This window comes from Paenibacillus nuruki (assembly GCF_001721045.1).
GTDB lineage: Bacteria > Bacillota > Bacilli > Paenibacillales > Paenibacillaceae > Saccharibacillus > Saccharibacillus nuruki.
In genome coordinates, this window is the sequence record NZ_MDER01000086.1 from 129,057 (window position 1) to 153,067 (window position 24,011).

23 protein-coding genes are annotated in these 24,011 nt (G+C 38.8%); 5 read left to right on the plus strand and 18 right to left on the minus strand.

The features are described 5' to 3' along the window. The first annotated feature begins 29 nt into the window (after window positions 1–29). A complete protein-coding gene (locus tag PTI45_RS20680; protein WP_069329478.1) occupies window positions 30–953 on the plus strand; it encodes a helix-turn-helix transcriptional regulator in 924 nt (307 codons plus the stop codon). Window positions 954–1,022: 69 nt separating this feature from the next. Here the strand turns inward: PTI45_RS20680 and PTI45_RS20685 are convergent, their stop codons facing one another. Next, a complete protein-coding gene (locus PTI45_RS20685) occupies window positions 1,023–1,772 on the minus strand; it encodes an SDR family oxidoreductase (protein WP_069329479.1) in 750 nt (249 codons plus the stop codon). A gap of 234 nt (window positions 1,773–2,006) precedes the next feature. On the opposite strand from PTI45_RS20685, the gene PTI45_RS20690 reads away from it, so the two are divergent. Beyond that, window positions 2,007–2,552 carry a TetR/AcrR family transcriptional regulator gene (locus PTI45_RS20690; protein ID WP_069329480.1) on the plus strand — a complete coding sequence of 182 codons (546 nt, stop codon included), beginning with the start codon at window positions 2,007–2,009 and terminating at the stop codon, window positions 2,550–2,552. 99 nt (window positions 2,553–2,651) lie between these two features. On the opposite strand, the gene PTI45_RS20695 is transcribed toward PTI45_RS20690, so the two are convergent. Beyond that, complete coding sequence (locus tag PTI45_RS20695; RefSeq protein WP_069329481.1) at window positions 2,652–3,692, minus strand: ketopantoate reductase family protein; 1,041 nt, start codon at window positions 3,690–3,692, stop codon at window positions 2,652–2,654. A gap of 13 nt (window positions 3,693–3,705) precedes the next feature. Continuing rightward, complete coding sequence (locus PTI45_RS20700; RefSeq protein ID WP_083243653.1) at window positions 3,706–4,452, minus strand: acetoacetate decarboxylase; 747 nt, start codon at window positions 4,450–4,452, stop codon at window positions 3,706–3,708. Between the two features lie 162 nt (window positions 4,453–4,614). Here PTI45_RS20700 and PTI45_RS20705 point away from each other — a divergent pair, with 162 nt between their 5' ends. Continuing rightward, window positions 4,615–5,502, plus strand: a complete 888-nt coding sequence (locus tag PTI45_RS20705; RefSeq protein ID WP_069329483.1) for a LysR family transcriptional regulator — start codon at window positions 4,615–4,617, stop codon at window positions 5,500–5,502. A 60-nt stretch (window positions 5,503–5,562) separates the two neighbouring features. Here the strand turns inward: PTI45_RS20705 and PTI45_RS20710 are convergent, their stop codons facing one another. The 7 genes from PTI45_RS20710 to PTI45_RS20740 form a co-directional block, all read right to left on the minus strand. Then, complete coding sequence (locus PTI45_RS20710) at window positions 5,563–6,594, minus strand: peptidoglycan DD-metalloendopeptidase family protein (RefSeq protein ID WP_245703524.1); 1,032 nt, start codon at window positions 6,592–6,594, stop codon at window positions 5,563–5,565. 21 nt (window positions 6,595–6,615) lie between these two features. Further along, on the minus strand, window positions 6,616–7,956 hold the full coding sequence (locus tag PTI45_RS20715) for an ABC transporter permease (RefSeq protein ID WP_069329484.1): 1,341 nt from the start codon (window positions 7,954–7,956) through the stop codon (window positions 6,616–6,618). Further along, complete coding sequence (locus PTI45_RS20720) at window positions 7,949–8,854, minus strand: ABC transporter ATP-binding protein (RefSeq protein ID WP_069329485.1); 906 nt, start codon at window positions 8,852–8,854, stop codon at window positions 7,949–7,951. Before PTI45_RS20720 ends, PTI45_RS20715 begins: the two co-directional genes overlap by 8 nt. Window positions 8,855–9,120: 266 nt before the next feature. Then, window positions 9,121–10,056 (minus strand): ATP-binding cassette domain-containing protein, encoded by a 936-nt coding sequence (locus PTI45_RS20725; protein WP_069329486.1) that lies wholly within the window; start codon window positions 10,054–10,056, stop codon window positions 9,121–9,123. 49 nt (window positions 10,057–10,105) lie between these two features. Next, entirely contained in the window at window positions 10,106–10,495 is a 390-nt protein-coding gene (locus tag PTI45_RS20730; protein ID WP_069329487.1) for a GntR family transcriptional regulator, read from the minus strand. 42 nt (window positions 10,496–10,537) lie between these two features. Next, window positions 10,538–11,269 (minus strand): hypothetical protein, encoded by a 732-nt coding sequence (locus tag PTI45_RS20735; RefSeq protein ID WP_069329488.1) that lies wholly within the window; start codon window positions 11,267–11,269, stop codon window positions 10,538–10,540. Between the two features lie 340 nt (window positions 11,270–11,609). Next, the gene (locus tag PTI45_RS20740; protein WP_069329489.1) at window positions 11,610–11,798 is read right to left on the minus strand and encodes a hypothetical protein; all 189 of its coding nucleotides are present in this window, start codon (window positions 11,796–11,798) and stop codon (window positions 11,610–11,612) included. Between the two features lie 625 nt (window positions 11,799–12,423). On the opposite strand from PTI45_RS20740, the gene PTI45_RS20745 reads away from it, so the two are divergent. After that, window positions 12,424–13,635, plus strand: a complete 1,212-nt coding sequence (locus tag PTI45_RS20745; protein ID WP_069329490.1) for an MGDG synthase family glycosyltransferase — start codon at window positions 12,424–12,426, stop codon at window positions 13,633–13,635. Between the two features lie 8 nt (window positions 13,636–13,643). Here the strand turns inward: PTI45_RS20745 and PTI45_RS20750 are convergent, their stop codons facing one another. Continuing rightward, on the minus strand, window positions 13,644–14,219 hold the full coding sequence (locus PTI45_RS20750; protein WP_069329491.1) for a xanthine phosphoribosyltransferase: 576 nt from the start codon (window positions 14,217–14,219) through the stop codon (window positions 13,644–13,646). Window positions 14,220–14,861: 642 nt separating this feature from the next. Between PTI45_RS20750 and PTI45_RS20755 the strand changes: the two genes are divergently transcribed. Next, window positions 14,862–15,209: a helix-turn-helix domain-containing protein gene (locus PTI45_RS20755; RefSeq protein ID WP_083243654.1), complete on the plus strand. Its 348-nt coding sequence runs from the start codon at window positions 14,862–14,864 to the stop codon at window positions 15,207–15,209. Between the two features lie 199 nt (window positions 15,210–15,408). Here PTI45_RS20755 and PTI45_RS20760 read toward each other — a convergent pair whose 3' ends face one another. The 7 genes from PTI45_RS20760 to PTI45_RS20790 form a co-directional block, all read right to left on the minus strand. Further along, entirely contained in the window at window positions 15,409–16,737 is a 1,329-nt protein-coding gene (locus PTI45_RS20760) for a UDP-glucose dehydrogenase family protein (protein WP_069329492.1), read from the minus strand. 320 nt (window positions 16,738–17,057) lie between these two features. Further along, window positions 17,058–18,236, minus strand: a complete 1,179-nt coding sequence (locus PTI45_RS20765; protein ID WP_069329493.1) for a glycosyltransferase — start codon at window positions 18,234–18,236, stop codon at window positions 17,058–17,060. Next, complete coding sequence (locus PTI45_RS20770; protein WP_069329494.1) at window positions 18,200–19,567, minus strand: sugar phosphate nucleotidyltransferase; 1,368 nt, start codon at window positions 19,565–19,567, stop codon at window positions 18,200–18,202. The genes PTI45_RS20765 and PTI45_RS20770 overlap by 37 nt, the downstream gene beginning before the upstream one ends. 60 nt (window positions 19,568–19,627) lie before the next feature. Further along, window positions 19,628–20,914: a glycosyltransferase family 4 protein gene (locus PTI45_RS20775; RefSeq protein WP_069329495.1), complete on the minus strand. Its 1,287-nt coding sequence runs from the start codon at window positions 20,912–20,914 to the stop codon at window positions 19,628–19,630. Between the two features lie 35 nt (window positions 20,915–20,949). Next, a complete protein-coding gene (locus PTI45_RS20780) occupies window positions 20,950–21,555 on the minus strand; it encodes a putative colanic acid biosynthesis acetyltransferase (protein WP_083243655.1) in 606 nt (201 codons plus the stop codon). 19 nt (window positions 21,556–21,574) lie between these two features. After that, the gene (locus PTI45_RS20785; protein ID WP_083243656.1) at window positions 21,575–22,828 is read right to left on the minus strand and encodes a glycosyltransferase family 4 protein; all 1,254 of its coding nucleotides are present in this window, start codon (window positions 22,826–22,828) and stop codon (window positions 21,575–21,577) included. Then, window positions 22,758–24,011: a hypothetical protein gene (locus PTI45_RS20790; RefSeq protein WP_069329498.1), complete on the minus strand. Its 1,254-nt coding sequence runs from the start codon at window positions 24,009–24,011 to the stop codon at window positions 22,758–22,760. The genes PTI45_RS20785 and PTI45_RS20790 overlap by 71 nt, the downstream gene beginning before the upstream one ends.

Consider the following 24,011-nt stretch of genomic DNA (forward strand, 5'->3'; position numbering starts at 1 on the left):
TATTTATGTTATAGATAGGTGGATATGTTATGAAATCAAATCGGTTATTCGAAATATTGATGATGTTAATACATAAACGAAAAATGACTTCCAGTGCATTAGCGACACATTTTGAAGTATCTTTGCGGACTATATATAGAGATATCGAAGCCTTATCTATAGCAGGCATTCCTGTGTACACAACTACAGGAAAAAATGGCGGTGTACATTTAATGGATAACTATGTACTAGACAAATCTTTTATTCCTGATAAAGAACAAAGCGAAGTGTTATTAGCGTTGAAAAGTTTGAGTACGGTCCCCAATATAGACGAAACAAAAGTATTAAATCGATTATTAGCGTTATTTGATCAGAAACAGAACCATCGAAATTTAGACTGGGTTGAAGTCGATTTTTCAAGATGGCAAAGTACCGATCATGAGCAAGAATTGTTTAACCAACTCAAGCAAGCTATTTTGAATAAACAAGTTATACAATTCGACTATATCAATGCTATGGGCGAAGAAAGTATGCGTACGGTTGATCCTTTAAAACTTATATTTAAGTTTAAAGACTGGTATGTACATGGATATTGTAAAAATAAAAACGATTTTAGAATGTTCAAACTATTACGGATCAAAAATTATCAAACGCTCCCCTTAAAAATCGAAAAAGAGTACATGGATGTCCCCGTTCCGTATCAAAATAATTATGTAGATCCTAATCATATGATTCATGTAGAACTGTTATTTCCCAAAAATGTAGCTCATAAAGTTTATGAATGGTTCGATAGTCAATACATCTTTAACGAAAATGAGCAACAGTTACGAGTATCTGGAACACTGATTAAAGATGATTGGTTTTTCTCTTCTTTGCTCGCTTTCGGCTCAGATATTGTTGTAGAAGAACCTTTATATGTTAAAGCAGAATTGATTCGAAGACATCTCAAAGCTGCTGAAGATCTGGGCTTGTAATTCTATCATTCTCAAAGCAAAAGAGCCATTATCAATAACGGCTCTTTTGATGTAATCATTAGATATAACTTATATTTGTGATGCCATATCGTTCAGTTGAGTAACAAAAGCGCCTTCATTAGAACCTTGTTGATCACGAATCATTTTTGCTTGCTCAACGATTACTTCTTCTGTATCTGTACCCAGTAATCGTATTGTTTCTTTAATAAAGTCTTCAAGTGGCATAGCATGCGGATCTTTACTCAGATCTGTCATAAGTTCTGTCTGAACACCCGGCGGTATGATTTCGAGTACTTTTACGGTGGTGTCTTTTAGCAAATAACGTTGGGATAATGTGTAAGAATGAAGTGCTGCTTTGGTCGCTGAATAGATCGCTGTTGCCGCATAGGGAATAAATCCAACCGCAGAAGTTGTATTGATAATCACAGCGTCTTCTTTAGACTTCAAATGTTCGATCAATGACGATGTTATGCGGATCGGTCCAAGTAAGTTGGTAGAAACGGTTGAAATCAGAATCTCCTCATTTATGACACCCACAGCCTCATCGAAAAGCATAATACCTGCGTTGTTAAATAAGACATTCAATTCGGGAAAGTCCTGAATAAGTTGCTTGGATGTTGCCTCAATACTGGAAAGATCTTGTATATCCAATTCAACTGCTGACATTCCGGGATTAGCACTCAGAACTTCCTCCAGACGCTCTTTTCTGCGACCTGAAATGATGACTTTGTTACCAAGATGGTGCAATGCTTCTGCTAGCGCACGTCCAATTCCTGAACCGCCACCTGTAATAAAAATCGTATTCCCTGTAAGTTTCATATCTAATTCCTCCACTGTTTTATTTTGAATAACTTTGTGATTGATTACATGGTTAGCTGAATAAGATGTTGCTCCTTACCTTACTCTTTAATCGTTCTGAATAGACTAACCGCCTTCGTAGGATTATACTATTACAACAGTAGTTGCTTTAGTAGTTCAATCTTATCTGGAACAGTATGGAGTAACAACCAACAATATGAGCGATATGTTGGTTTAAACAAAGGAGTTGAATGAATGGGAATGAAAGTACGAAATATACGCACCACTCGAACAAGAGAATCGATTTTTGAAGCACTTTTTGAACTCATCTCAGAAAAAGATGTGGATAAAATAACCATACAAAATTTAACCGAACGTGCCCAAATCAATAGAGCCACTTTCTATGCTCATTTCCAAGATAAATATGAATTACTCGATGAAATTATACGGCAATCCTCCGAAGAACTTGTTCAACAGCATACAAATGGTGTGTGCGCATTTACCAAAGAAACGATAATGCAATTAGTATTCGCAGCCTTTGAATATCACCAGCAAGTTAAACAAAAGTGCCTTCGGAATTACTCAAAAATCATTCCGCTACTCTCTTCTAAATTAATCGTTGCTCTAAAGAACTATTTGGATCTGGCAATGCAGGATATATATGCTGAAGAACGTACTTTGTATGTACAAATCTATGCCCACATGATTAATGAAGCTGTTACTCTGCATACTTCTGAACAAACCAAACTAAGCCAACAAAATGTGGCAGAACATATTGTTCAAATGGTACGTCTAAACTAATTCATCGTGGATCTCAACTAAAAGAATACAATCTATATTGGTTCTAACGAAAAAAAGGACTTCCTTATGCTTGGAAGTCCTTTACATGTTGTTGATATATCACTTATTCTGTGGGATGCTCAATAACTTCTCAAATGCTTTGATATTAGTATCAAAGTTAGGCACCGTTTGAGATTCTTCAGCAAATTTGATCTGTGCTATAACCAAATCGTTAAATGGTGTGGAAATTCCAGTGCCTTCTGCCATTTGTGGAACCACTCCATTAATATAATCGATTTCAGTTTTACGTTTTTTCTCCAGATCTTGAAGCATACTTGCTCTTAGCAATCTAGAGGGTTCCATGACGACTCTAAAGGTTTGGATACGTTCAGGCACATCATGTTCGCTTGTTAATTCTAGAGATTCCAAGTCAAATCCACCCATTTTGGCAAATGTGACCCCATTGGCGTGTCCAACTTTTATTGTCTCATCTGCGATATGAACAGCACTAACAATACCCATGTCATGATCAAGAATATCTCCATATTCCCCGTTTAATGCTGCGGATAAACCACTGAATGCATTGTTAATCAGCAATTTCGACCATTTTGTTCCTACTAAATTATCGGAAATATGTGTTCCGCCTACAAGATCCAAAACCGATTTAATACGCTGGATTCTTGCTGTCGTTTCACCGTTTAATTCTCCAATTTGAAAAGCGTACTCTTTAAATTGAGTATAATCGGTTGTGAGTTTGGATACGCCGGGTTCAATAAATGTAGCGCCAAATTCAACAGAACCTGCAATAACACGTTCCTCACCAACAATAGAAGCTACTTTCTGTTCAGGTATACCGTTTTGTAAAGAACAGACCACACTATCTTCGTTCAAGAATGGAAGCAACTCTTCAAGTACAGAGTCGTTATATAATTGTTTGGTTAACAGTAAGACTAAATCATATTTCCCTGACTTGTTTTCAGGGGTAATAGCTTTCACCTTAGCCTGAAATTCGGTAGTACCAATGACTTTAGCTCCTACTTGGTTGAGAGTATCTACATGTTCTTGGTAAGCATCAATCAACTCAACGTCTATTCCTCCAGCAGCAAGATATGCTCCTACTATGGTTCCCAAAGAACCTGCTCCTAAGACTGCAATTCTCATTTAAAAATCTCCCTTATTGTTCTTCTAGGTAATTATATACAGGTTGTGCCGCATTCAATGTTAAATCTGTAAGAATATGAGATGCTGAAACAACTTCCAAAACAGGCAGATCGGCAAGCGGTGCCAGTGCGTGTTCAAATAATTGAAGTCTAGCAGGCCCAGTCCAAGCCCATTTAACCTCTATATTCGTTATTTGTGTTCGTACCAAATCACAAATCTTTAAATTCCCATTGTAATCTGTAGCAATTTTAACCATGAAATTAGGTCGACAAATTTCACTTTTTGCTATTTCTTTATCCATTTCAACATGCTTATATCCCATAGTGGCATTTGCTATACGAAGTGAACCGTAATCAAGCGTGCCTACTAGTGTATCTGAATCTACATAAAGTTTAGGCGCACCTAACTTTTTGGGATATGCTGTAAGCTCTCGGCCACTTGCAATCGCTGGAAAGTTATCGACGTACATCGAATGGGTGTAATCGCCATCCTCACCATTAAATCGGACAGGAATGACTTGACCAGCTTCAGTATAAGCACCTAATCCAGACACATCGGGCATCCACATTACTTCGAATTTGACTAAAGGTTCACCGATTTCAAGAGGTTCTGGTACGGCTGCTCGTAAAGCTTTCTCATCCGTCCGATAAATAATATTGAGATATTCACGGTTAATAAATTTGTAGGGTGGCATAGGGTAAGCGGGTGCAGTTAATGGTGTGTTGAGATTTCGGGCTATATTATTGATATCAATTTTCATCATGCACCTTCCTTTTTCACTCAAATTTTTAATATCTAGTTACTTATTGGTTAGTGTTTACTCATATATCTTATATACCTATAATACATCTATATTTACATATAATCTAATATATAATAATGTATATATACATTTACTCCAATAAATAAGTGAGGGATATCTATGGAATTGCTTCAGCTCAAATACTTTCAGACTGTTGCCTATACAGAACACATTTCCAAAGCAGCCCAACTATTGAACATTGCCCAGCCTTCTTTAAGCCTGACTATCAAAAGACTTGAGGACGAACTGGGAACAACGCTATTTGATCGCAAAGGAAGAAATATTCAACTGAGTGCGTCAGGCAAAATTCTTCTGAAGCACGTCAACCGAATTTTTATTGAGATTGAAAATGCCCAAATCGAAATTCAATCGGAAGAACAACACCTTGCTAACACTATAAAAATAGCCATTTCCAATCCAAGATTTCTAACAGGACTAATCAGTGAACATATCAATCTTTTTCCTACATCCAAAATTCTTCAGTCTATTGGAGTGAAAAGCGACATATTAACTAATTTGAAAAAGGGGGATATTGATTTAGGAATAACAGGTCACCCTATTCAAGATGAGGAGCTAGCCAGCTGTTTACTGGTCGATGAAGATATCGTTCTCGTTTTACCTTCCAACCACAGATTAACAGGGGAAAATGAAATTTCTTTAAGTCATGTCGCTGATGAACCATTTATCATGCTAGCGAATAATGCGGAGTATAGTGCGTTTACTACTCTTCTTTGTGAAAAAGCAGGCTTTAGCCCAAATATTGCATTTGAAGTCGATTCCCATTTACTGGTCGAAATTATCAAGCTTGATCAGGGTGTCGCTTTAATTCCTATTTCCGTTTGTAGAACATTGGGGTTAAATTATATACAAATTACGGATGACTCTACTACTTATCCTGTTAGCTTATCCTGGGTAAAACACAAGACGTTATCCTCTTCAGCAACACATTTTCGTGATTTTATTATTTCGTACTATCAAGATAACTATAAAATGTTCAAGGTGTATTGAACTTTTTATATAAAACAAAAAAGGATAGTCATGATGACTATCCTTTTTATGATCTTTGATTTACTTGGCTGTAACCGTCTCGCCTTGTACAGGTTCACTTCCATCTTTCCACTTGATTTGAATCGCTTTAGACTTGAATAGATCAGCTCCATCAGACACCTGATAATGTAAATGGGCTTCGCTGGAATTACCCGAGTTACCGACCAATCCGAGCTGATCGCCTGTTTTCACCATATCTCCAACTTTTACTAATGCCGATCCTTTTTTCATATGACCGATCACGCTGTATTCCCCGTTCGCGTGAGCAATCACCACTTCATTACCCGCAGGAACTTCCGGGTTCATTTTACCTACAGGCTCGTTATCTGCAATATTGCTCAATACCGATACGACTTTACCATCAGCAGGTGCGTATAGCGGTTGTCCAAAAGCATAATAGCTTTCATTTTTGAGTGGATCGCCACTATAAGAGTGTCCATCTTTGCGCTGGATAAAGTCATACGCATAACGCTGACTTTCGTACTCATAATGGTAATTGATCAACGCATTATTCCCACCCCAGAACACAAACCAGTCTCCTTTGAATGGAAATGCGTATTCATTTTTGGTAGTGACTTTATCTGTAGCCGGTGCTGGTGTTAATGCTTTAGCTTGTAGCCCTAGAATCGTTCCTTGCTTGTCCATTGTCACATTCAATCCTAGATCACCTGAATCACTCACCCATGAACGAACATCGGCATCGTTGATCTCCATATCTGCTGCTTCGTTGAATGTTTTGACTTGTTTTATTGATGTTTCTGCTGAAGTAATAAAGTCTTTCTCCGATATTTGCTTTTTAAAATCGTCGCTAAATTGATCGTACACTTCTTTATATTTACCATCTAATAATGCTGTTGGAATGTCTTCCGCTGTAAGCTTGTCGGAATCGGTTGTCGGTTGTTCAGTGGTTGCTGGCGGTGTGGTGGTTTCTACCGTTGTTGGAGAGGGTTGAGCTGCATTACCTCCACAAGCTGCTAGAACTACGGTAAGGGCTCCTAAAGCTAATCCCATTTTGCTGTAATGCATCCAGTTTACATTGTTTCTTTTTTTCATCATATTGCACCTCTTTATATACTATAATTTATAAGATTTCATTGCTTTACGTAATTCTTTCAAGGTTGGACGTTTACCATACATTAATACACCGGTACGATAGATCCTAGCAGATAACCAACCGAAGAATAAAATCGATATCAGTAGAATAGCAATCGAGATCGCAATTTCCCAGATCGGCATAGAGCCAAGTCCAATACGTACAATAACTGTCGTTGGAGAGAAGAATGGAATATAGGAAGAGATACGCATTAATAACGAATCTGAATTCGAGATACTAAATATTCCGATATAAAATGCCGCTAATGTTAACATGGTGATCGGTGCTATAGCTTGCCCTAAATCTTCTGTACGGCTCACAATAGAACCGATCGCTGCAAACAAGGTAGCATATAAGAAATAACCCAGTACATAATACAGCAATCCAAATCCAACCACGTTCAAAGATAGATTACTTACATGTAGATCGAATCCAGCTAGTACTTCTTGATAGTATGGAAGAGATAAATTAATCGCGATCACGATACCATAGGAAGCAATTTGTGTTAGTCCCACTAAGAAAACGCCGATAATTTTACCGAACATTTGAGTCAGCGGAGATAGGCTGGAAATTAAAATTTCCATAACACGCGAACTTTTTTCTGCTGTTATCTCGGAAGCGATCATATTGCCTGTAATGGTAAGCGAGAAGAAGAACAATATCATTAACAAATAGACTAGAATATAGTTCTCAGTGTTGGACTTTATTGGATTTTCTTTCGGTTCTGTCGAGTTCTTATTCAGATCATCAATAGAAGTCTGATTGACTATAACAGGTGTCCCAATCTGTTCCAACTGCGTATTGGTTAACTTGCCTTCTGCAATATATTGAACTTTGGCGGTTTGAGTAGCCGTTTGTAATAGATTTTGAATCGTTGCATTATTTTTCTCACTGACATACGTAACGGTTGGGAAAGCCACGTCACCTGTAGTCGGCTTTTGCAATAATAGATAGCCGCCAATACTTCCGTCTTCGACCTGTTGGCGAAGAACCGATTCAGATTCTGCTTTGGCTTGCCATTGTAGCTGTGTGTCTTTGGCTTGACTGCTTGTATTCGTAGCTGTGTCCTCTGCCGCTGAAGATAACGTTTGTTGCTTTTGCGCTGCTTGCTGAATCTGAGTCGCAATCTCATTGTAGCTACTGGTTGCAATACCAATCTTCATATTGTCTTCACCGTTGTTACCCGAAAATAGTTGAATAAAATACGGCACATTGAGTCCAACCAGTAACAATACTGCAAGAGTTAATGTAGTCCACCGAAACGATTTATTTTTGACTTTATTACGATAGGTAAAATTAATGACATGTCCAAGCTTATTCATTATTGCCCACCACCTTAATAAAGATTTCGTTCAATGTTGGTTCCTTGATCTCGAACTGTTCTACATTTCCATGTTGCATTGCTAATTGTAAAATCTGTTGTGCTGCTTGCTCTTGATTAATATGGATCAGATAACGTCCGTTCTCATCTTGTGGCTCTACATGCACGATACCTTCAATATCGCTTAAACCAGATAATGGATGAGCTGTACGCAAGACCACTTTCTCGCGTGGATATGTGTTTTTGATATCTCGTAAATTTCCTTGCAATACAGGCTTAGAACGACGAAGTATCGTCATATTACGGCATAACTCTTCTACATGTTCCATCCGATGAGTAGAAAATAAGATCGCTGTGCCATCATCCCGTAATTCTTGAATCACTTCTTTGAGCATTTCTACATTGACGGGATCAAGTCCACTAAATGCTTCATCGAGAATTAAAATACTCGGATGATGTATGACAGCAGCGATAAAGCCCATTTTTTGCTGATTTCCTTTGGATAACTCTTCTATCCGTTTATCTAAATACTCCATCGCATCAAACCGTTCTAGCCACTTGTGTAGACTTTGAACAGCATCTTTGTGAGTCATACCACGCAATTGTCCAAGATAGACCAGTTGATCACTGATTTTGACTTTAGGGTATAATCCACGTTCTTCCGGTAGATATCCCATTTTGTGTTGTAACTCTTTGCGATATGGACGACCGTCATACAGAATCTCGCCTTCATCTGGATAAATTAGTCCCAGTACCATCCGCATCGTTGTTGTTTTGCCTGCTCCATTTGCTCCAAGCAAGCCGTAAATTTCTCCTGCTTCTACTTCAAGAGACAATTGATCTACAGCCGTTTTACCTGCATAATGTTTGATAATTTGATTCAATACCAATGGTTTCATCACTTTATCGTCCCTTCATATCAAATATTTTGCATCAGCAAAAATCATTTTTTCATTGAACATGGGTCGCGCTTATACTGCCAAGCGCTTATCGTAAGATATTTTGCATCAGCAAAAATCATTTTTTCGTTGAACTGGGGTCGTGCTTATACTGCCAAGCGCTTATCGTAAGATATTTTGCTAAAGCAAAAATCACTTTTTCATTGAACTGGGGTCGCGCTTATATTGCCAAGCGCTTATCGTAAGATATTTTGCTAAAGCAAAAATCACTTTTTCATTGAACTGGGGTCGCGCTTATACTGCCAAGCGCTTTGGCGCCAGTAGTATAGTAAGTCTTCCCATTCGAGTCCGCGGGTTTGGATGGGGATATTATTTTCAGCGGCGGCTTCTTCTAATTCAATAGCATTCGTTGTTATCACACGTACAGAGAGATCGGATTGTGCTTCCCATGCGACAATGCCGTCACATTCATGCAGGCTATGAATAACATCTGCATCGCCTACACCTGCATTGATCCATATTTCTTTCCATGTTTGATACAGTGTATCTTTTTCCTGTATACCATAGATCATGCCGTCATTCATCAACATGACATAATCAGCAAGCCGTTCCACTTCTTCCATCCGATGGGTGGTGATCAGAATACTAAGATCATCGGTGTCCATAAGTTGATGCAAGGTACGAATCATATCTTTCCATGCGAAAGGGTCTAGTCCAGAAGACGGTTCATCCATCAACAGCAGATCAGGTGAAGTGGCTATTGCAGCAGCCAATTCAAATTTTTGCCGTTGTCCTTTGGACACTTTATTTAACTTGGTCGTAGAAGGTACTTGAAATTCAGTCAGCATTTGTTCGAATCTTTTTTGATTCCATTTAGGATACCATTGAGAGCGGAAATGGGCGGCATCTAGAGCAGTCATGCGATTTTCTTCAATTGATGAATGTTCAGATACATAAGCGATTCGTTGCCGGATCGAGAGAGGCAATTCGCCTTTGGCTGGTTGTCCAAACCATGTCATCCATCCTTGATCTGGATAAATGGTCTGCATCATCAAATTTAACAATGTACTTTTTCCTGCTCCATTTTCACCGACAAGAACAGTAATATACCCTTGAGGTAATTCAAGATTAATAGGCCCAATAGTATGTTGACCTCGTGTTTTGTAGACTTCATGTAATGAAATGACTGATTGTTCCTGCATAGCTGTTTCCTCCTTAGCTATATGATAGGCTTATCATTCAATAGTGATGTTATGTTGTAAAATGTTGATGGATTAGCTCTGCAAACAATTGTTGCAACTGCTGTTCATCCCATCCAAGGGCGGTACTTTTCTGAATCGCTTCATTTAGAATTTTGCGTACATTTTCTTCACTCATCTGGGTAAGTTGCCCTTGTTCGACTTTGGTAACAAATGTTCCTGTTCCCTGGCGTGTACGTAACCATCCTTCATTCTCCAAGTCTTGATACACGCGTCGAATTGTAATAACACTACATTTCAGATCCGCTGCAAATTCACGAATAGAAGGTAATAATGTACCCTCTTGCAATTTGCCTCCAATAATGAGAGAACGTAATTGATTCTCTACCTGCCGATATAATGGTTCAGCACTATCTTCATTGATCTGCACAGGTATCTTCATACGCCTACACCTCCTAACCCTAGCGCTCTCAAATCCATTACCTTATACCAAATCTCTATGTCTTAATGTACGCCGAATCCCATAAATAGATAACGTCATACACACTATACTTACTGCTATACAACTCCACATTAGTGGTGAAGCCAAACCATATTTCATAGCCACTAACAAAAAGGTGTTGGTGATATTCCAATCTAACCAGACACTGCAAATCGACAATATAACAAGTACAAAAATAACAATAAAAGTAAATTTCATATACTTTTTACCGGAGAGACTAAATTCAAAATATAAATAAAAACTCATTAATGTTATACAAAAGCCAGCCCAAGTGAGTGCAAAAGCAATATAAGAAATGAGTGAAATATCTACTTCAAAACGAATCCTCATGATATACAGAATAGAGAAAAATAATGTCCAGTTATATAAAAAGATAAGTGCCATCTGTTGAAATCTTCCCCATATAATCGCAGCTGAGGAAACAGGCAAAATACGAAGATAGACTAAATTTTTGGTGTACGTATCTTCTTTTTGTAAATTAAATGCTCGCCTAGAAAAATCAGTTCCCAACAACGGTGCACAGATTAGCATAATAAAATCAGTTGTACTCGATTGTAAAAAGTGATTTTGTCCAGCTAATGTACCTGTATAAAAAAGAATACCTAGTACACCACCCATATAAAGTACAAATATACTAGACCAGACAAACATCAGCCGATTGTTCGCAAAATCTTTACGAGCTAATATCCAACCGTATTTGAAATTTTCTATCATAAATATATCCTCCATTCGGTGTATATACTGTATATATCTATATACACAGTATACATTGTATATATACAGTGTCAATAGATTTAGAGATATTCGTACTTTATTTTTGGAGATTATTATCTTTTAGGTTTAAGTATTAACTTTAATACGTTGTTATAAGAATTAATATTATATTTTCATCTTAAAAAACAAAAAAAAAGTCCTCTGGCGGTCAGTCGCCAAAGGACGGTATGTCTTGCTTTCATTAAATTACGAAAATAATCATCACATTCATTGTTCAGTTGTTACATTAAATCTTAATCATTACATTTTCAATAATCGTCGCATGTGCTTACATACTTAATCAAGAGACGGACGAATCTAACTTAACAAGTTCATCCTCGACAAGAAGCGTGAGTTCTTCTTCGTATCCCCCGGTTATGTGATACTTGCGAACATATTCCTTAACAAATTTCTTTGGATCCTTAGGCCGAAAAATGCGTGTCATTTCTCGTAGACTTTCCTTGACTTCATTGTGTCCTTTAGTTGCCATGGAATTCCCTCCCAAAACGTGCCTTGTTTTTGAGAACGCCGAAAAGATCCTTTGGTGTGTTTGTAGTTAGATATGAAGTTGTATCTCATCTGTGATCTTTTAGCACTTTCTTCGGGCATCTGACATATTACATACCCTTTAAGATAAATGCTGAATCAATCCGGCTGAATGCTCTTATCTTCTTAGTACAAGGCTGATCTACCCGCATATGGTATATCCCTGCGCATCTAAGCGCCTCTCTAGTGTGTTGGTCGCTGTTAGCAACGTGTTCAACGCCAACCCTTATCTAAGCACCTTATTATTTTATAATATCATACTTTTTAAGATTGTAGCACTTTTGTTTGTTAAAAAAAGGTACGAAATAGGTTAATTTTGGGCGAATAATCATCGTTTTTATAGCGGTAAAAACTCTTTAGAACATGAAATAAAAATGCGTTGTCTCGAAAAGGAAACCAACGGGTAAACTATAGTAGAAAGTGACTTTTGCAGATTGAGTTGTCTCTATATTATATACGTAAAAATGTCCACATTGGATTATCTATAACTTCTCATGCTATGCTCAACAAGAATAGAGAAGCAGCTCATATAGAAACAGAATATATATGGCTTAGAAAGGAATTCTAGTATGTCTTACAATTCATCTTCAATTCTAATCTTATATGCAAGTTATGGACATGGACATTATCAAGCTGCCAAGTCTTTGCAAGCCAGTCTATTCGAACGTGGTGTTCCACGTGTAACGTTACTTGATGTGATGGCTGAATCTCACCCTTTGATCAATAAAGTGAGTCAATTCATTTATATGCAAAGCTTTACTACCATTCCTCACTTGTATGGCTGGGTATATTACAGCACGCGCAAAATGAAAGCCACTTCTTTATTCGGCAAAGCTCTTCATTCGCTAGGTATGCAACGTTTACAAACGGTATTAGAGCAGGAGCAACCTGATCTAGTGATTCATACTTTTCCTCAATTGGTATTACCTAATATGAAAAAGCGTTGGAAACTCACGATGCCACTTGTAAATATACTAACTGATTATGATCTACATGGGCGCTGGTTGCATCCTCATGTTGATCATTATTATGTACCAAGTACAGACATGAAGCAGGATATGTTGACTCATGATATCTTGCCAGAACAGATCAGTGTATCCGGTATTCCTTTACGAGCTGACTTTGATCATCTATCTACCGATACGTATGAAGTATCTCATCAAGCAGAGCGTGCACAGCTTCGTATACGTGCTGGTCTGCAACCAGAGTCCAAAACCGTACTGTTACTTGCCGGTGCTTATGGTGTGCTTAAAAACGTTCGTGAAGTCTGTGATCAGCTTGCTAGTCGTACCGATACCCAAGTCATCGTGATCTGTGGTAAAAATGAGTCTTTATTGCAAGAATTAAATACTCATTATGGTGATCATCCTGCTTTTACCCTGATAGGTTTTACAGATCGAATGAATGAATGGATGATGATGAGCGACTGTGTGATTACCAAGCCAGGCGGTCTTACCGTCGCTGAATGTATTCACTGTGCATTGCCACTATTTCTACTCAAACCTGTACCCGGGCAAGAATTAGCGAATGCTCTGTATTTGCAATCGTATCAAGCTGCTGAAATATGCGATTCTTCAACGGTATTAGCTGAACGTCTGATGAGCGCTTTAGATCAACCGGAGATTTTAGAACGTATGCAAGCACAGCTTCGTACACTTCAGACACCTCAAGCTTCTCATTATATTGCCGATGATCTGATCGAACGTTATCTGTCTCAAGCTCATGCTACTCAGTTAGTCAAAGTACCACTGAAACCCAATCTGCGAACAACGATTAATTAAAACGGAGACTATTCATCTACAAATTCAACACGTCCGTTATCCAGCGAACGGATTCGCACCAGTGATTCTAAGCGATATCCTTCATCTATAAGCAATTGAGCGCCGGGTTGGAAAGACTTTTCAATCACAATACCAATCCCTACAACTTCTGCGCCTGCTTGTTTGACTATACGGGCAAGACCAGAAGCAGCTTCTCCATTAGCTAGAAAATCATCAATAATCAGTACCCGATCACCAGGATGTATAAATTTTTTGGAGACGGTAATATCATTACTTTGCTTTTTGGTATAGGAATATACGGTTTCTACAAAAATATCTTCTGTTAATGTAAGAGACTTCTGCTTACGGGCAAAGATCAATGGAACTCCAAATTCTAATGCTGTCATAATACCAGGAGCAATGCCTGAAGACTCAATCGTCAAAATCGTTGTTACACCTGTATCTGCGAATAATTGTGTAAATGTTTTGCCGATTGCCTGCATTAATACAGGGTCCATCTGATGATTGAGAAAAGAATCGACTTTGAGTACTTGTCCTTCAAGGACAATCCCCTCATTGATCACTTTTTGACGAAGTAATTCCATAATTGATTCCTCCCTGGTTATCTTTAAAGAATACAAAAACAAGTGAAAGTACATAAACTATATCATGTCTACTTCACTTGTACTGCGCTATAAAGCTACAAAATCATTTAAATTCTTTTTTATATTTGAAAGGACTTGTCTAAATGCCATAGTAAAGCATAGCAAAGTAGTGGTATAGTAGGACTATATAACTATTATTCGTTTATTTAGGTTGTATGTTCATTATATTTTTCTAAAATCCGATATATAAAGTGATCCATACTACCTTCTTTTTGCGTATATTTTATATACATTTATTGGTTATTGAGTAAAACAATAACTAAGTAGGTAAGTTATATGTTGTATTCTTATATTTTACATAAAACAGCATATGCAATTTTACCTAATCATTATATATACTAAGATGTATACCTACTAGACTCCACTCTCTATAATTTATCTACTAAATTAGTATATAGCAGTATAAGAAAGTATATCGTCGAAAACAAGAGTATAGATGGTAAGACATGCTAGTTAGGAATTGTATTTATATAGGCAATAATGACTTCACATGATATAATATGTATTATTGTCTGCGGCTTTTTTCCTAACTGTAACAGCATCCGGTCGCACACATTTTAGGTTATTTAGGGGGTTTTTGAATTGTTTGCCAAACGCCTCAAACTACTTCGCAAACAGCGAAATATGTCGATGAAGGAAGTTGCAGATCATGTAGGAGTAGCTAAGAGCACATACGCAGGCTACGAGTCCGGATACAGACAACCCACTTTGGAAACGATCCAATCTATTGCTAAAAAATTGAGTACTACTTCTGATTATTTGCTCGGTTTGACCGAAGAATATGATCCCACTCAACAAAATACGAATGCACGTGAATTTCTCAACTATACCCAGCTTCATTGGGATGGCGTGCCACTTGAAGAAGAAGATCTTCAATTGATTCGTCAACTGTTAGAGCGTGTAGTAAGAGATCGTTCCCATTCCCAGTGAAATTTCCATTCTATTTCTCATGATTAGCGCTGATCGAGCGTAAGAATATTCAATCACGATCTACAACCAGAGCTCTCCAATTTTCGCTGATGATTATGGATAGATGTCCTGATCCTCATATCTGAATACAACAGCAAAAAAACCGACCCTGAAGATACACTTCAAGGTCGGTTTTTGCTATATAGGTTAGAGATAAGAATTAAGATTGAGTCGCGATAAAGTGATCACGAAGCAATGCTGGACGACCCATAGAATGGTAATCGAAGCCTGTTTCTTTCACACGTTGCGCGCTATATACATTACGTCCATCTACAAGTACAGCTTGATTCATAACAGCTTCTACTTCTTTAAGATCGATATTCACGAACTCGCCCCACTCGGTTAACAAGCAGACTGCATCACAACCACGAGCGGCTTCTAAAGCACTTTCTGCAAAAGTAATCGATTCGTGATCATATTCACGGCGGAAGTTTTCTGCGGCTACTGGATCAAATACTTGTGGTTTTGCACCGAATTCTACTAATTTCGGTACGATCTCCAATGATGGTGCTTCACGAATATCATCTGTATCTGGTTTGAATGCTAGACCCCAGACAGCGATTTTTTTACCTTGTAAAGTACCTAATGCTTCTAACAACTTATCAACAATTCCCCAACGCTGTGCTTGGTTGACTTCAACTACAGATTTCAGTAATTTAAAGTCATACTCTACATTACCTGCGATTTGGATCAAAGCATGCGTATCTTTCGGGAAGCAAGAACCACCGTAACCGATACCTGCATTCAAGAATGAAGGTCCGATACGACGATCCATTCCCATTCCTTTGGCAACTTCATCAACATCTGCGCCAACTTTATCACAAATGTTAGCAATTTCGTTGATAAATGAAATCTTAGTTGCAAGGAAAGCATTGGATGCATATTTGATCATTTCAGCACTACGGATATCTGTTACTACTAGATTTTCAGTCAAAGGACGGTGCAATTCAAGTAGCAAGTCTGCTGCTTGTTGTGTCTGTACACCAAGTACTAGACGATCTGGATTGAATGCATCTTTAACCGCAGAACCTTCACGCAAGAATTCTGGAATCGAAGCTGTATCAAAAGGTTGATCGGTTAAAGAAGCAATAATGCTATTTACGCGCTCATTGGTTCCAACAGGAACTGTACTTTTCACAGCAACGACAGTGTAGCCTTTCATGGAAAGAGCAATCTCACGAGCAGCCGCTTCGATATATTGTAGATCTGCTTCACCGGAAGGAAGTGGTGGAGTACCTACTGCAATAATCACGAGATCCGATTCGGATACCGGTCCACTCAAGTCCGTTGTAAATGTTAATCGTCCTGCTTCTACATTCTTCATCATCATTTCTTGAAGACCTGGTTCGTAGATCGGGATGCCACCATTTTGCAACGTCTCGATTTTAGAAGCAATTTTATCCACACAACGTACGTTGTTTCCTATTTCTGAAAAGCAGACACCTGATACCAAACCTACATAACCTGTACCTATTACAGTAATATTCATCATTACCACTCCTGTTCCTTATTTGTAATTTTATATTTCAAAACAGATTGAGTATGTTATTCCTAAACTCTATTCATCTATCCCGTAGTTCAACCGATATAGTATTTATAAGAAATTGATTCATTTGTCAGATTGACAGATTCAATCTAGTACGGATTCAATCTATGATTGGACAAATACTTTTCAATCTCATTCTATATTTGGAGGCTGACCATTATGAGATATCAAACCAATCCATCATTTGCAAAAGGATGCCTATGGGGCACTGCACTTTCACTATTATTATGGGGTGCTATCGTCTGGATCGTTATGCACTAAGTTCAGACCACTTTTACATGTTGTAAAAGATTTTGAATATAATCTGCAATCTCAACTAAAGTAGAACTAGATCGTTCATGTATGCTTAACCCTTTGCCTGGTTGTGCATCATGACGTTGACCTATCTCGTCTTCTGTTGATAATGTTAACTGCTGAATCTCTTCCCATGACATCAAGTACAATGGATGGTCGCTAGGAACAGCTGCAATCGTATGACGATCTTCATAAAAATGACTGCGATTAAGCAAAATGAGTGGCTTTGCTAACTCGATAGCTTCACAGACGGTACCCCAACCTGGCTTAGTAATCACCAGATCGGCGGCAGCTACATAATTCTGTGATTCGGTGTATTGATCAGGAATCTGTACGACTTGAGGATGGTCAATATCCATATTGGACGATACGATAAATACGCATTGTTCACTATCCCACAGTTCCATCGTTGACCAATGATCCACCTGTATACTACGACCTAAGCCGAAAAAGATAATTTTACGTTGTCCAGTCGGATCTAATTCTGTACGTATACGCTCGACTTCCTGAAGATCAGGTTGTCTGCAAAAGAATCCAGTATCTATTCGACATTTGCGTCCCCACTCGGGTTCAGCACAACCGGCTAGACTGATAAAATGATCCATTTGAGCATAAGCGGCACGCAATGTATTTAAATCTGACTTTTCCAACATATCTTGATAAGCGGTGTACCAGGTAAAGTTCGATATGCCTAAAGACTCTATACCTGCACGCTGTGCGGCGACAAACGGAATCGGTGAAATATCACTGATCACCAGTTGCGCCTTAACTCCAAGTAAAAATTGCTGTTCTTGGGTAACTCTTTCTTCAAACAACGACATATCGAGGTTATATTGTTGTCTAAGGCTCTGTATATCTGCTGCAATCGAATCGTGTTGTAACACATAACCGGTATCAGAAAATATACTTCTAAATTCAATACGATGATCATTGCTGATCCATGGCAACATTTCTTTTTGTAATGAATCGATTAAAAACGGTAATGCTTTGCCGCAATTAACGATTAATCGGATAGGTTGATCATGATGTCGCTCTAGTACCGTGCGGATAATTGCGATACTTCGCGTGGCATGTCCATATCCGTAATCTGAAATGTAATAACAGATGGTGATTAAATCTTCATGCAGTTTTGTTCGATCTCTTCCCATGAATGGAATAGCTCCACAATTTGATCGTTCTGCGCATTAAAGCCCGTTTGTACAACGATCACTTCTAGATCCTTCACTGCACGGATACTATGAAGTGCTTTGACTGGAATATGCAGTACGTTCCCTGCTCTTACCCGCATCATGTTACCATTGAGAACAAATTCGCCTTCGCCTTTAACCACTGTCCATACTTCTTCGCGATCCGTATGTGACTGATAGCTCAAGTTCTTGCCTTCTTGTAGACCGATACGCTTCGTTAATACACAGCGTCCGTCTTCATACTTCTGATCATCCAATACAACAACCCAGCCCCATTGACGCTCTTCATACATAGGACCTTGATCGAAATTCACTAATTCTTTCAAACGTGGACTGGATGCTTTGTCAGATACCAGGATACCGTCCGGGCTTACAGCAACAACAACATCTTTCATACCTAGAATCGTAACAGGTACGTTGGTTTCGTTAACCAAATGCGTATTTACACAGTCTTCACTGATAATACCGCGTCCAATTTGTACGCTGCTCATTTCCTCGGTCAATGTATTCCATGTACCCAAGTCTTTCCAGTAACCGGTATATGGAAGAGCAATAATATTTTTAGCTTGCTCGACAACTTCATAGTCAAAACTGATTTTTGGTAAACGATCATACTGTTTAAGGAATTGCTCATATTGAATTGGCAATCCTTTTTCTTCAAGTAAGCTAATCAGATAGCCTAGTTTGAAAGCAAACACACCACAGTTCCAAAGTGCATTTTCTGCAATTAATTGTTCTGCATACTCTTCAGTCGGTTTTTCTTGGAAACGGCTTACTTTGCGAAGACCGGTTTCTGTCGTTTCACCTGACGGAATAATATAACCATATTTAGAAGAAGGATATGTTGGTTCTACACCGATTAGTGCGATATCTGCATCGGATTCTTGTAGTGCCATTTCCATACTTTTTACTGTGTCAAAAAACATATTGTCTACATAAGGATCAACTGGCAAAATCGTAATGACTTCATCCAAGCTGACACCTTCTATGGAATATAGATAGGTTGCTGCAAGTGCTATAGCAGGAAACGTATCTCTTCGTTCTGGCTCAATAATAAGAGGTACATCAGCACCGACTTGACTCCGCATAATCTCGACTTGAGATTGACCGGTTGCGATAAGGCTAGATTCGCTTAATCCACAAGCATCCAATTGATTCCATACACGCTGAACCATTGATACCAGTTCACCTTGTTCATTTTCCAGTACTCTCAAAAATTGTTTTGATCTTGCATCGTTAGACAGAGGCCATAAACGCTTACCTGAACCTCCAGATAAAAGGATAAGTTTCACTCCAATCCCTCCCATTTCTTTTTTTAGTATGTTACGGATGGTTGGTCGTTCAGACTATATTTATCTTGATTCAGAAACCATAGTTGTGGACGGGGACTGTGTCGCCATGGATAACAATAGCTGACGATATTTTTCCAGCGATACATCGCGGCGTAAATATTTTTCCAGATAGTCCCGGCCATTTTGACCGATCGCTTGAATTTCTTCAGCATCCATCTCATACAGACGACGAAGTTGAATTTCAATATCCTCATAATTTTGAGGTTCTGCTACAAGTCCACAAGCGCCTTCTACGATCAGACGATGAGCTTCACTACCTGATTCCAGTACACCCAGTACTGTTTTACCAGCCGCCATAACGCCGTAGATTTTGCTTGGAACAGAGACCCCTTTGATGCCTTTCTGATTCACGACCAGATGAACATCAGCTGCATTAAGCGAATATTTCAAATCCTCTTTCGGTTGGAAAGGGAGAAAACACACTTGACCGGATTCTTCGAGTCCATGTTGTGCTGCATACTCCTGCATCTTTTTCTTTACTGCACCTTCTCCGATAAAAGCAAAGACCAAGTTTTTGCAATCTTTCAGACCCGGTATAATCGTCATTAGATTTTCTAGATCATAATAAAGACCTAGATTACCGGAGTACATTACAACAAATTTATCTTGCCAGCCATGATCGGCGATAAACTTAGCGACTCGTGGATGATGTTTATCCAAAGGAACGATTTCTTCTTCATTCGTCCAATTGTTAATCACTGTATTCTCGATATGCTTGCGTCCACCAAAGCGATTCACCAATGTTTCTTGCATGTCTTTCCCTACGGTGATAATATGATCCGCCATCGAGCAGTTGATATTATCAATCGCACGCGCTACATTAAAAATCCATTGTCGCTTCGTGTAACCGACAGCTTCTGCTTGTTCAGGGTTGAAATCCTGAATATTGTAGATATGTTTGGAACGTTTGAATAATTTACCGATGGTACCGATCAAACCGCCTAGTACTGGTGGTGTAGAGATCGTGTAGATAAAGTCTGTATTTTTTTGCTTCAATAACAAGTAAGTCGCATAGAAGAAGTACGTCGAAATATACTTGATCCGGCTGAACTTACTTTGCTTATCCACCTCAGGAAGACGAATACGGATCACTTTAATATTTTCAAGATGATCGGTAATATAACGTCCTTTTGCTGCGGCTTCGCCTCCATACCCTGGAGGACATTCGGCAATCACTGTAATATCAAAGTCATGTTGTAAGTACAGACACAACTCGGTTAATAATTGTCCCGTTGATGCATAATCGGGATAAAAGTAGTTAATGACAAAAACTATTTTTGGTTTCACATTCATCCCTCTTTTGTCTATAGGACTCATTTGGTTTATTTGATACGGTGTACTTGAGCAATCGGTGTAACTTGATGTTCTGTCGGTACTTCTTCAGCGAAACGATGCTTGTGAAATGCAGCCGGGAACCCGATATGCACTTCATTCGCTGGAATGTCTTTGAAAATCGTACTTCTTGCTCCTGCAACACCTAATTCATGAATCGTAACGCCTGGATAGACAAATACGTCGCTTGCTACCCATGCACCATCTTTAATATGAATAGGCTTTGTAATTAATCCGAACGTTGGATCATTGAGCTTATGACTACCTGTACACAGATAGGAATTCTGGGAAATTACACAATGGCTACCGATGACAATCTCATCAAGACTGTAAAATTCAACATTGTCGCCGATCCAAGAATACTCTCCGATCGTAACTTTCCACGGATACGTGAATTTAGCAGATGGACGAACATGAACACCTAGTCCAAGCTTCGCTCCAAAGCTATTGAGAAGAAATCTTCTCCAGTTATACATATTGTGTAGGGAGAAACGGAATAACGTTCCTTGTACAAACCACCACAGTAGACAATAGAGTCCTGATCTTCCGCGTGAATACTCTTCTTGTGAATATTGATCCAGTCTGATCTTTACCATCTTCATCCCTCCTTCCTGCTTATTTCATTGAGGTGGATTCCGAATAGACGACTTTCTCTTTGGTACCACCGCTGATTGCACGATTCAGTACTTTATCCAATTTGCCAGCCACGACTTTATGAGAACAATCGCTGATCAACCATTGCATCGCACGAGCTGGATATAGACTGTATTGTGCTGGATGACGCAAAATTTCGTTGATTGCTGCTGCTAATTCTTGTGCACTATCATTACCGTAAGTGACAAACATATTTTGGTTAATCAGATTAATATCAGATACACCGGAAGTTAGAACCAACTTACCGTATTTGATATATTCGACCACTTTAGAAGGGAACGAACATTCACTGAACAGAATCTTTTCACGTTGTGTATTTACAAATAAATCCGCTTGTTCCATCAATGCAGCATAATCGTTATCATCCAGAAAACCATGGAATGTGATATTAATACGTGCATTAGACTGACTTGCGATAAACTGTTTTACTTTTTCTTCTAATGGACCATAGCCTGTAATATCTAATTGAATCATGCGCTCAGTGTTCACATGGGGGAGCGCTTCAAGCAGAATTTCGATACCACGGTCGTAATCCAGTCGTCCAGAGTACACCATACGAAATGCTCGATCGGCTGTACCTAGATTCACTTCCTGCACAGGTTTGAGCTTTGCAGGATGAACCGTACCTCCGCGGACAACTGTGTAGTTATCCGTGCGAATTCTTTTCTTGAGTACAGATGTAACAAGTACAGCGCCATCTAACAATTTGTTAGCAAATTTCTCTACCATGACGGTTAGCTTTTTGTAGTACTTATTCGTTTCTGTAACAGCATAAATTCCATCTTCATACTCAACGATAAGAGGTACACGATATAGCATTTTGAACAGCATCGCTGGTAACGCGGTTTCTAAGCGATAATTGTAGAAAATCACAGCACGTGATTCACCTTTATGCGCCCGATTCCAACGAACCAGTTGAAAGAATGTCGTAAATAGTGTCAAAAACAGACTGATAAATTTCGCATCTACGGTTGCCGGATAAATGACTTCACTTCGATGTCCAATCGAATAACGATCTGCGCTGAAAAAACGAAATGTATTCTTTTTGAGTAGCAATGGCGAGATCACCGTAATCTGGTTATCGCCTTCCTCCAACGCATGCAAGATACAGTCAATTTTTTTATTGCCTGCCGTATGCTTCGAGCTATATCCCCTTTTCTGGTGCAATTGCTCGTCCACGTAAGGGGCTACGTAAGCGATTGACTTCGTTTCCATGGAGTTGTTCACCACTCTTTAATTTTTGTTCTGAAGCTTTAACATCGAAAAACATTAACATGACGAACAATGGCTGAAAGATCATGTTTTCCGTTGAAAATACAATGATCAGTGCAATAAAGATCAGTATGCTTTGAAACACACTTCCAATCGCTCGCTGTAATCTTGAATAATAATAAATCAGCATAATCAGTAGTAAAGGTAAGCCAAATTGATAACCAAAGGTTAGTAGTGAGTTCGATGAATCTCCGATCCCATACCTTTCCATCAGTACGCTATTGTTCTGGAAGCCCCAACCGACTAGCGGTTTCTCTATCATCAACTCCAGATTCGACGTGGTATCCAAAGATCGACGATCAAACGATTGATTGCCATCTTGAAACTTATCTGCAATAACACCACTTTGACTTTCAAAATAAATGAGCGGAATTAACAGCAACAACGGAATAATGAGCTGTGTCATTTGCTTGCGTTTACCGCTACGGATCAGATAAGCGAAGTAGATCAATCCGCAGATCATATATCCTGAAGTGGACATCGTTGTAAGTAATGTGCCGGTAACGAGAATCAATTGCCATTTGGGCAGCTTCCGGTTGGTGAACAGCATCAGGAAAATGCCCAAATTCAGAAAGACTTGAAAAGCACCAGGTTCCCAGAAGATCCCCTGATTTCGTGACATATTCCAATTCCCATATACATAAAATGGTGTGATTCGATAAACACCGTTCCACACATCCACTGTTGGGAAAGTGGATCTTACAAATTCAGGGCTAACCACACCCAAAGCGTAAAAAGGTAAACTTAGTAATGCTAATGCAACGATAATCCACTGATAACTTTTACCAGCCTGATGAATATCCAGTCGATTGATAATCATAAAAATCGCTAGAATTTTCAGGATCAATCCACCATAGCCCCCAATATTATCGCGGTACAATAATAGATTAAATAAGATAAAAGCTAAGATGACCATCAAAGTCAAAAAGTGCTTGGGTTCTATTCGCTTCGGAAAGTAAAACACTACTGCTGTTGCGAACAGAATCATAATAAAGAGGGAATAATACAATTTGCCGAATAACACAGAACCCGACGTGATCACTATAAGCACCATCGTGATAAAAATGATGAGCTTATTCTTAACTGTGATATCTATTTTTGGCGACAAAGCCTGTTCATTCAGCAT

Excerpts from the sequence above, each read along its gene's own strand:
- PTI45_RS20730 (WP_069329487.1), bottom strand. The coding sequence starts at position 10,495 with ATGAAGATACCTGTGCAGATCAATGAAGATAGTGCTGAACCATTATAT.
- PTI45_RS20780 (WP_083243655.1), bottom strand. The coding sequence starts at position 21,555 with ATGGTAAAGATCAGACTGGATCAATATTCACAAGAAGAGTATTCACGC.
- PTI45_RS20715 (WP_069329484.1), bottom strand. The coding sequence starts at position 7,956 with ATGAATAAGCTTGGACATGTCATTAATTTTACCTATCGTAATAAAGTC.
- PTI45_RS20705 (WP_069329483.1), top strand. The coding sequence starts at position 4,615 with ATGGAATTGCTTCAGCTCAAATACTTTCAGACTGTTGCCTATACAGAA.
- PTI45_RS20725 (WP_069329486.1), bottom strand. The coding sequence starts at position 10,056 with ATGCAGGAACAATCAGTCATTTCATTACATGAAGTCTACAAAACACGA.
- PTI45_RS20700 (WP_083243653.1), bottom strand. The coding sequence starts at position 4,452 with ATGAAAATTGATATCAATAATATAGCCCGAAATCTCAACACACCATTA.
- PTI45_RS20720 (WP_069329485.1), bottom strand. The coding sequence starts at position 8,854 with ATGAAACCATTGGTATTGAATCAAATTATCAAACATTATGCAGGTAAA.
- PTI45_RS20680 (WP_069329478.1), top strand. The coding sequence starts at position 30 with ATGAAATCAAATCGGTTATTCGAAATATTGATGATGTTAATACATAAA.
- PTI45_RS20735 (WP_069329488.1), bottom strand. The coding sequence starts at position 11,269 with ATGATAGAAAATTTCAAATACGGTTGGATATTAGCTCGTAAAGATTTT.
- PTI45_RS20685 (WP_069329479.1), bottom strand. The coding sequence starts at position 1,772 with ATGAAACTTACAGGGAATACGATTTTTATTACAGGTGGCGGTTCAGGA.
- PTI45_RS20740 (WP_069329489.1), bottom strand. The coding sequence starts at position 11,798 with ATGGCAACTAAAGGACACAATGAAGTCAAGGAAAGTCTACGAGAAATG.
- PTI45_RS20750 (WP_069329491.1), bottom strand. The coding sequence starts at position 14,219 with ATGGAATTACTTCGTCAAAAAGTGATCAATGAGGGGATTGTCCTTGAA.
- PTI45_RS20690 (WP_069329480.1), top strand. The coding sequence starts at position 2,007 with ATGGGAATGAAAGTACGAAATATACGCACCACTCGAACAAGAGAATCG.
- PTI45_RS20745 (WP_069329490.1), top strand. The coding sequence starts at position 12,424 with ATGTCTTACAATTCATCTTCAATTCTAATCTTATATGCAAGTTATGGA.
- PTI45_RS20765 (WP_069329493.1), bottom strand. The coding sequence starts at position 18,236 with ATGGGAAGAGATCGAACAAAACTGCATGAAGATTTAATCACCATCTGT.
- PTI45_RS20790 (WP_069329498.1), bottom strand. The coding sequence starts at position 24,011 with ATGCTGAATGAACAGGCTTTGTCGCCAAAAATAGATATCACAGTTAAG.
- PTI45_RS20785 (WP_083243656.1), bottom strand. The coding sequence starts at position 22,828 with ATGGAAACGAAGTCAATCGCTTACGTAGCCCCTTACGTGGACGAGCAA.
- PTI45_RS20695 (WP_069329481.1), bottom strand. The coding sequence starts at position 3,692 with ATGAGAATTGCAGTCTTAGGAGCAGGTTCTTTGGGAACCATAGTAGGA.
- PTI45_RS20760 (WP_069329492.1), bottom strand. The coding sequence starts at position 16,737 with ATGAATATTACTGTAATAGGTACAGGTTATGTAGGTTTGGTATCAGGT.
- PTI45_RS20710 (WP_245703524.1), bottom strand. The coding sequence starts at position 6,594 with ATGAAAAAAAGAAACAATGTAAACTGGATGCATTACAGCAAAATGGGA.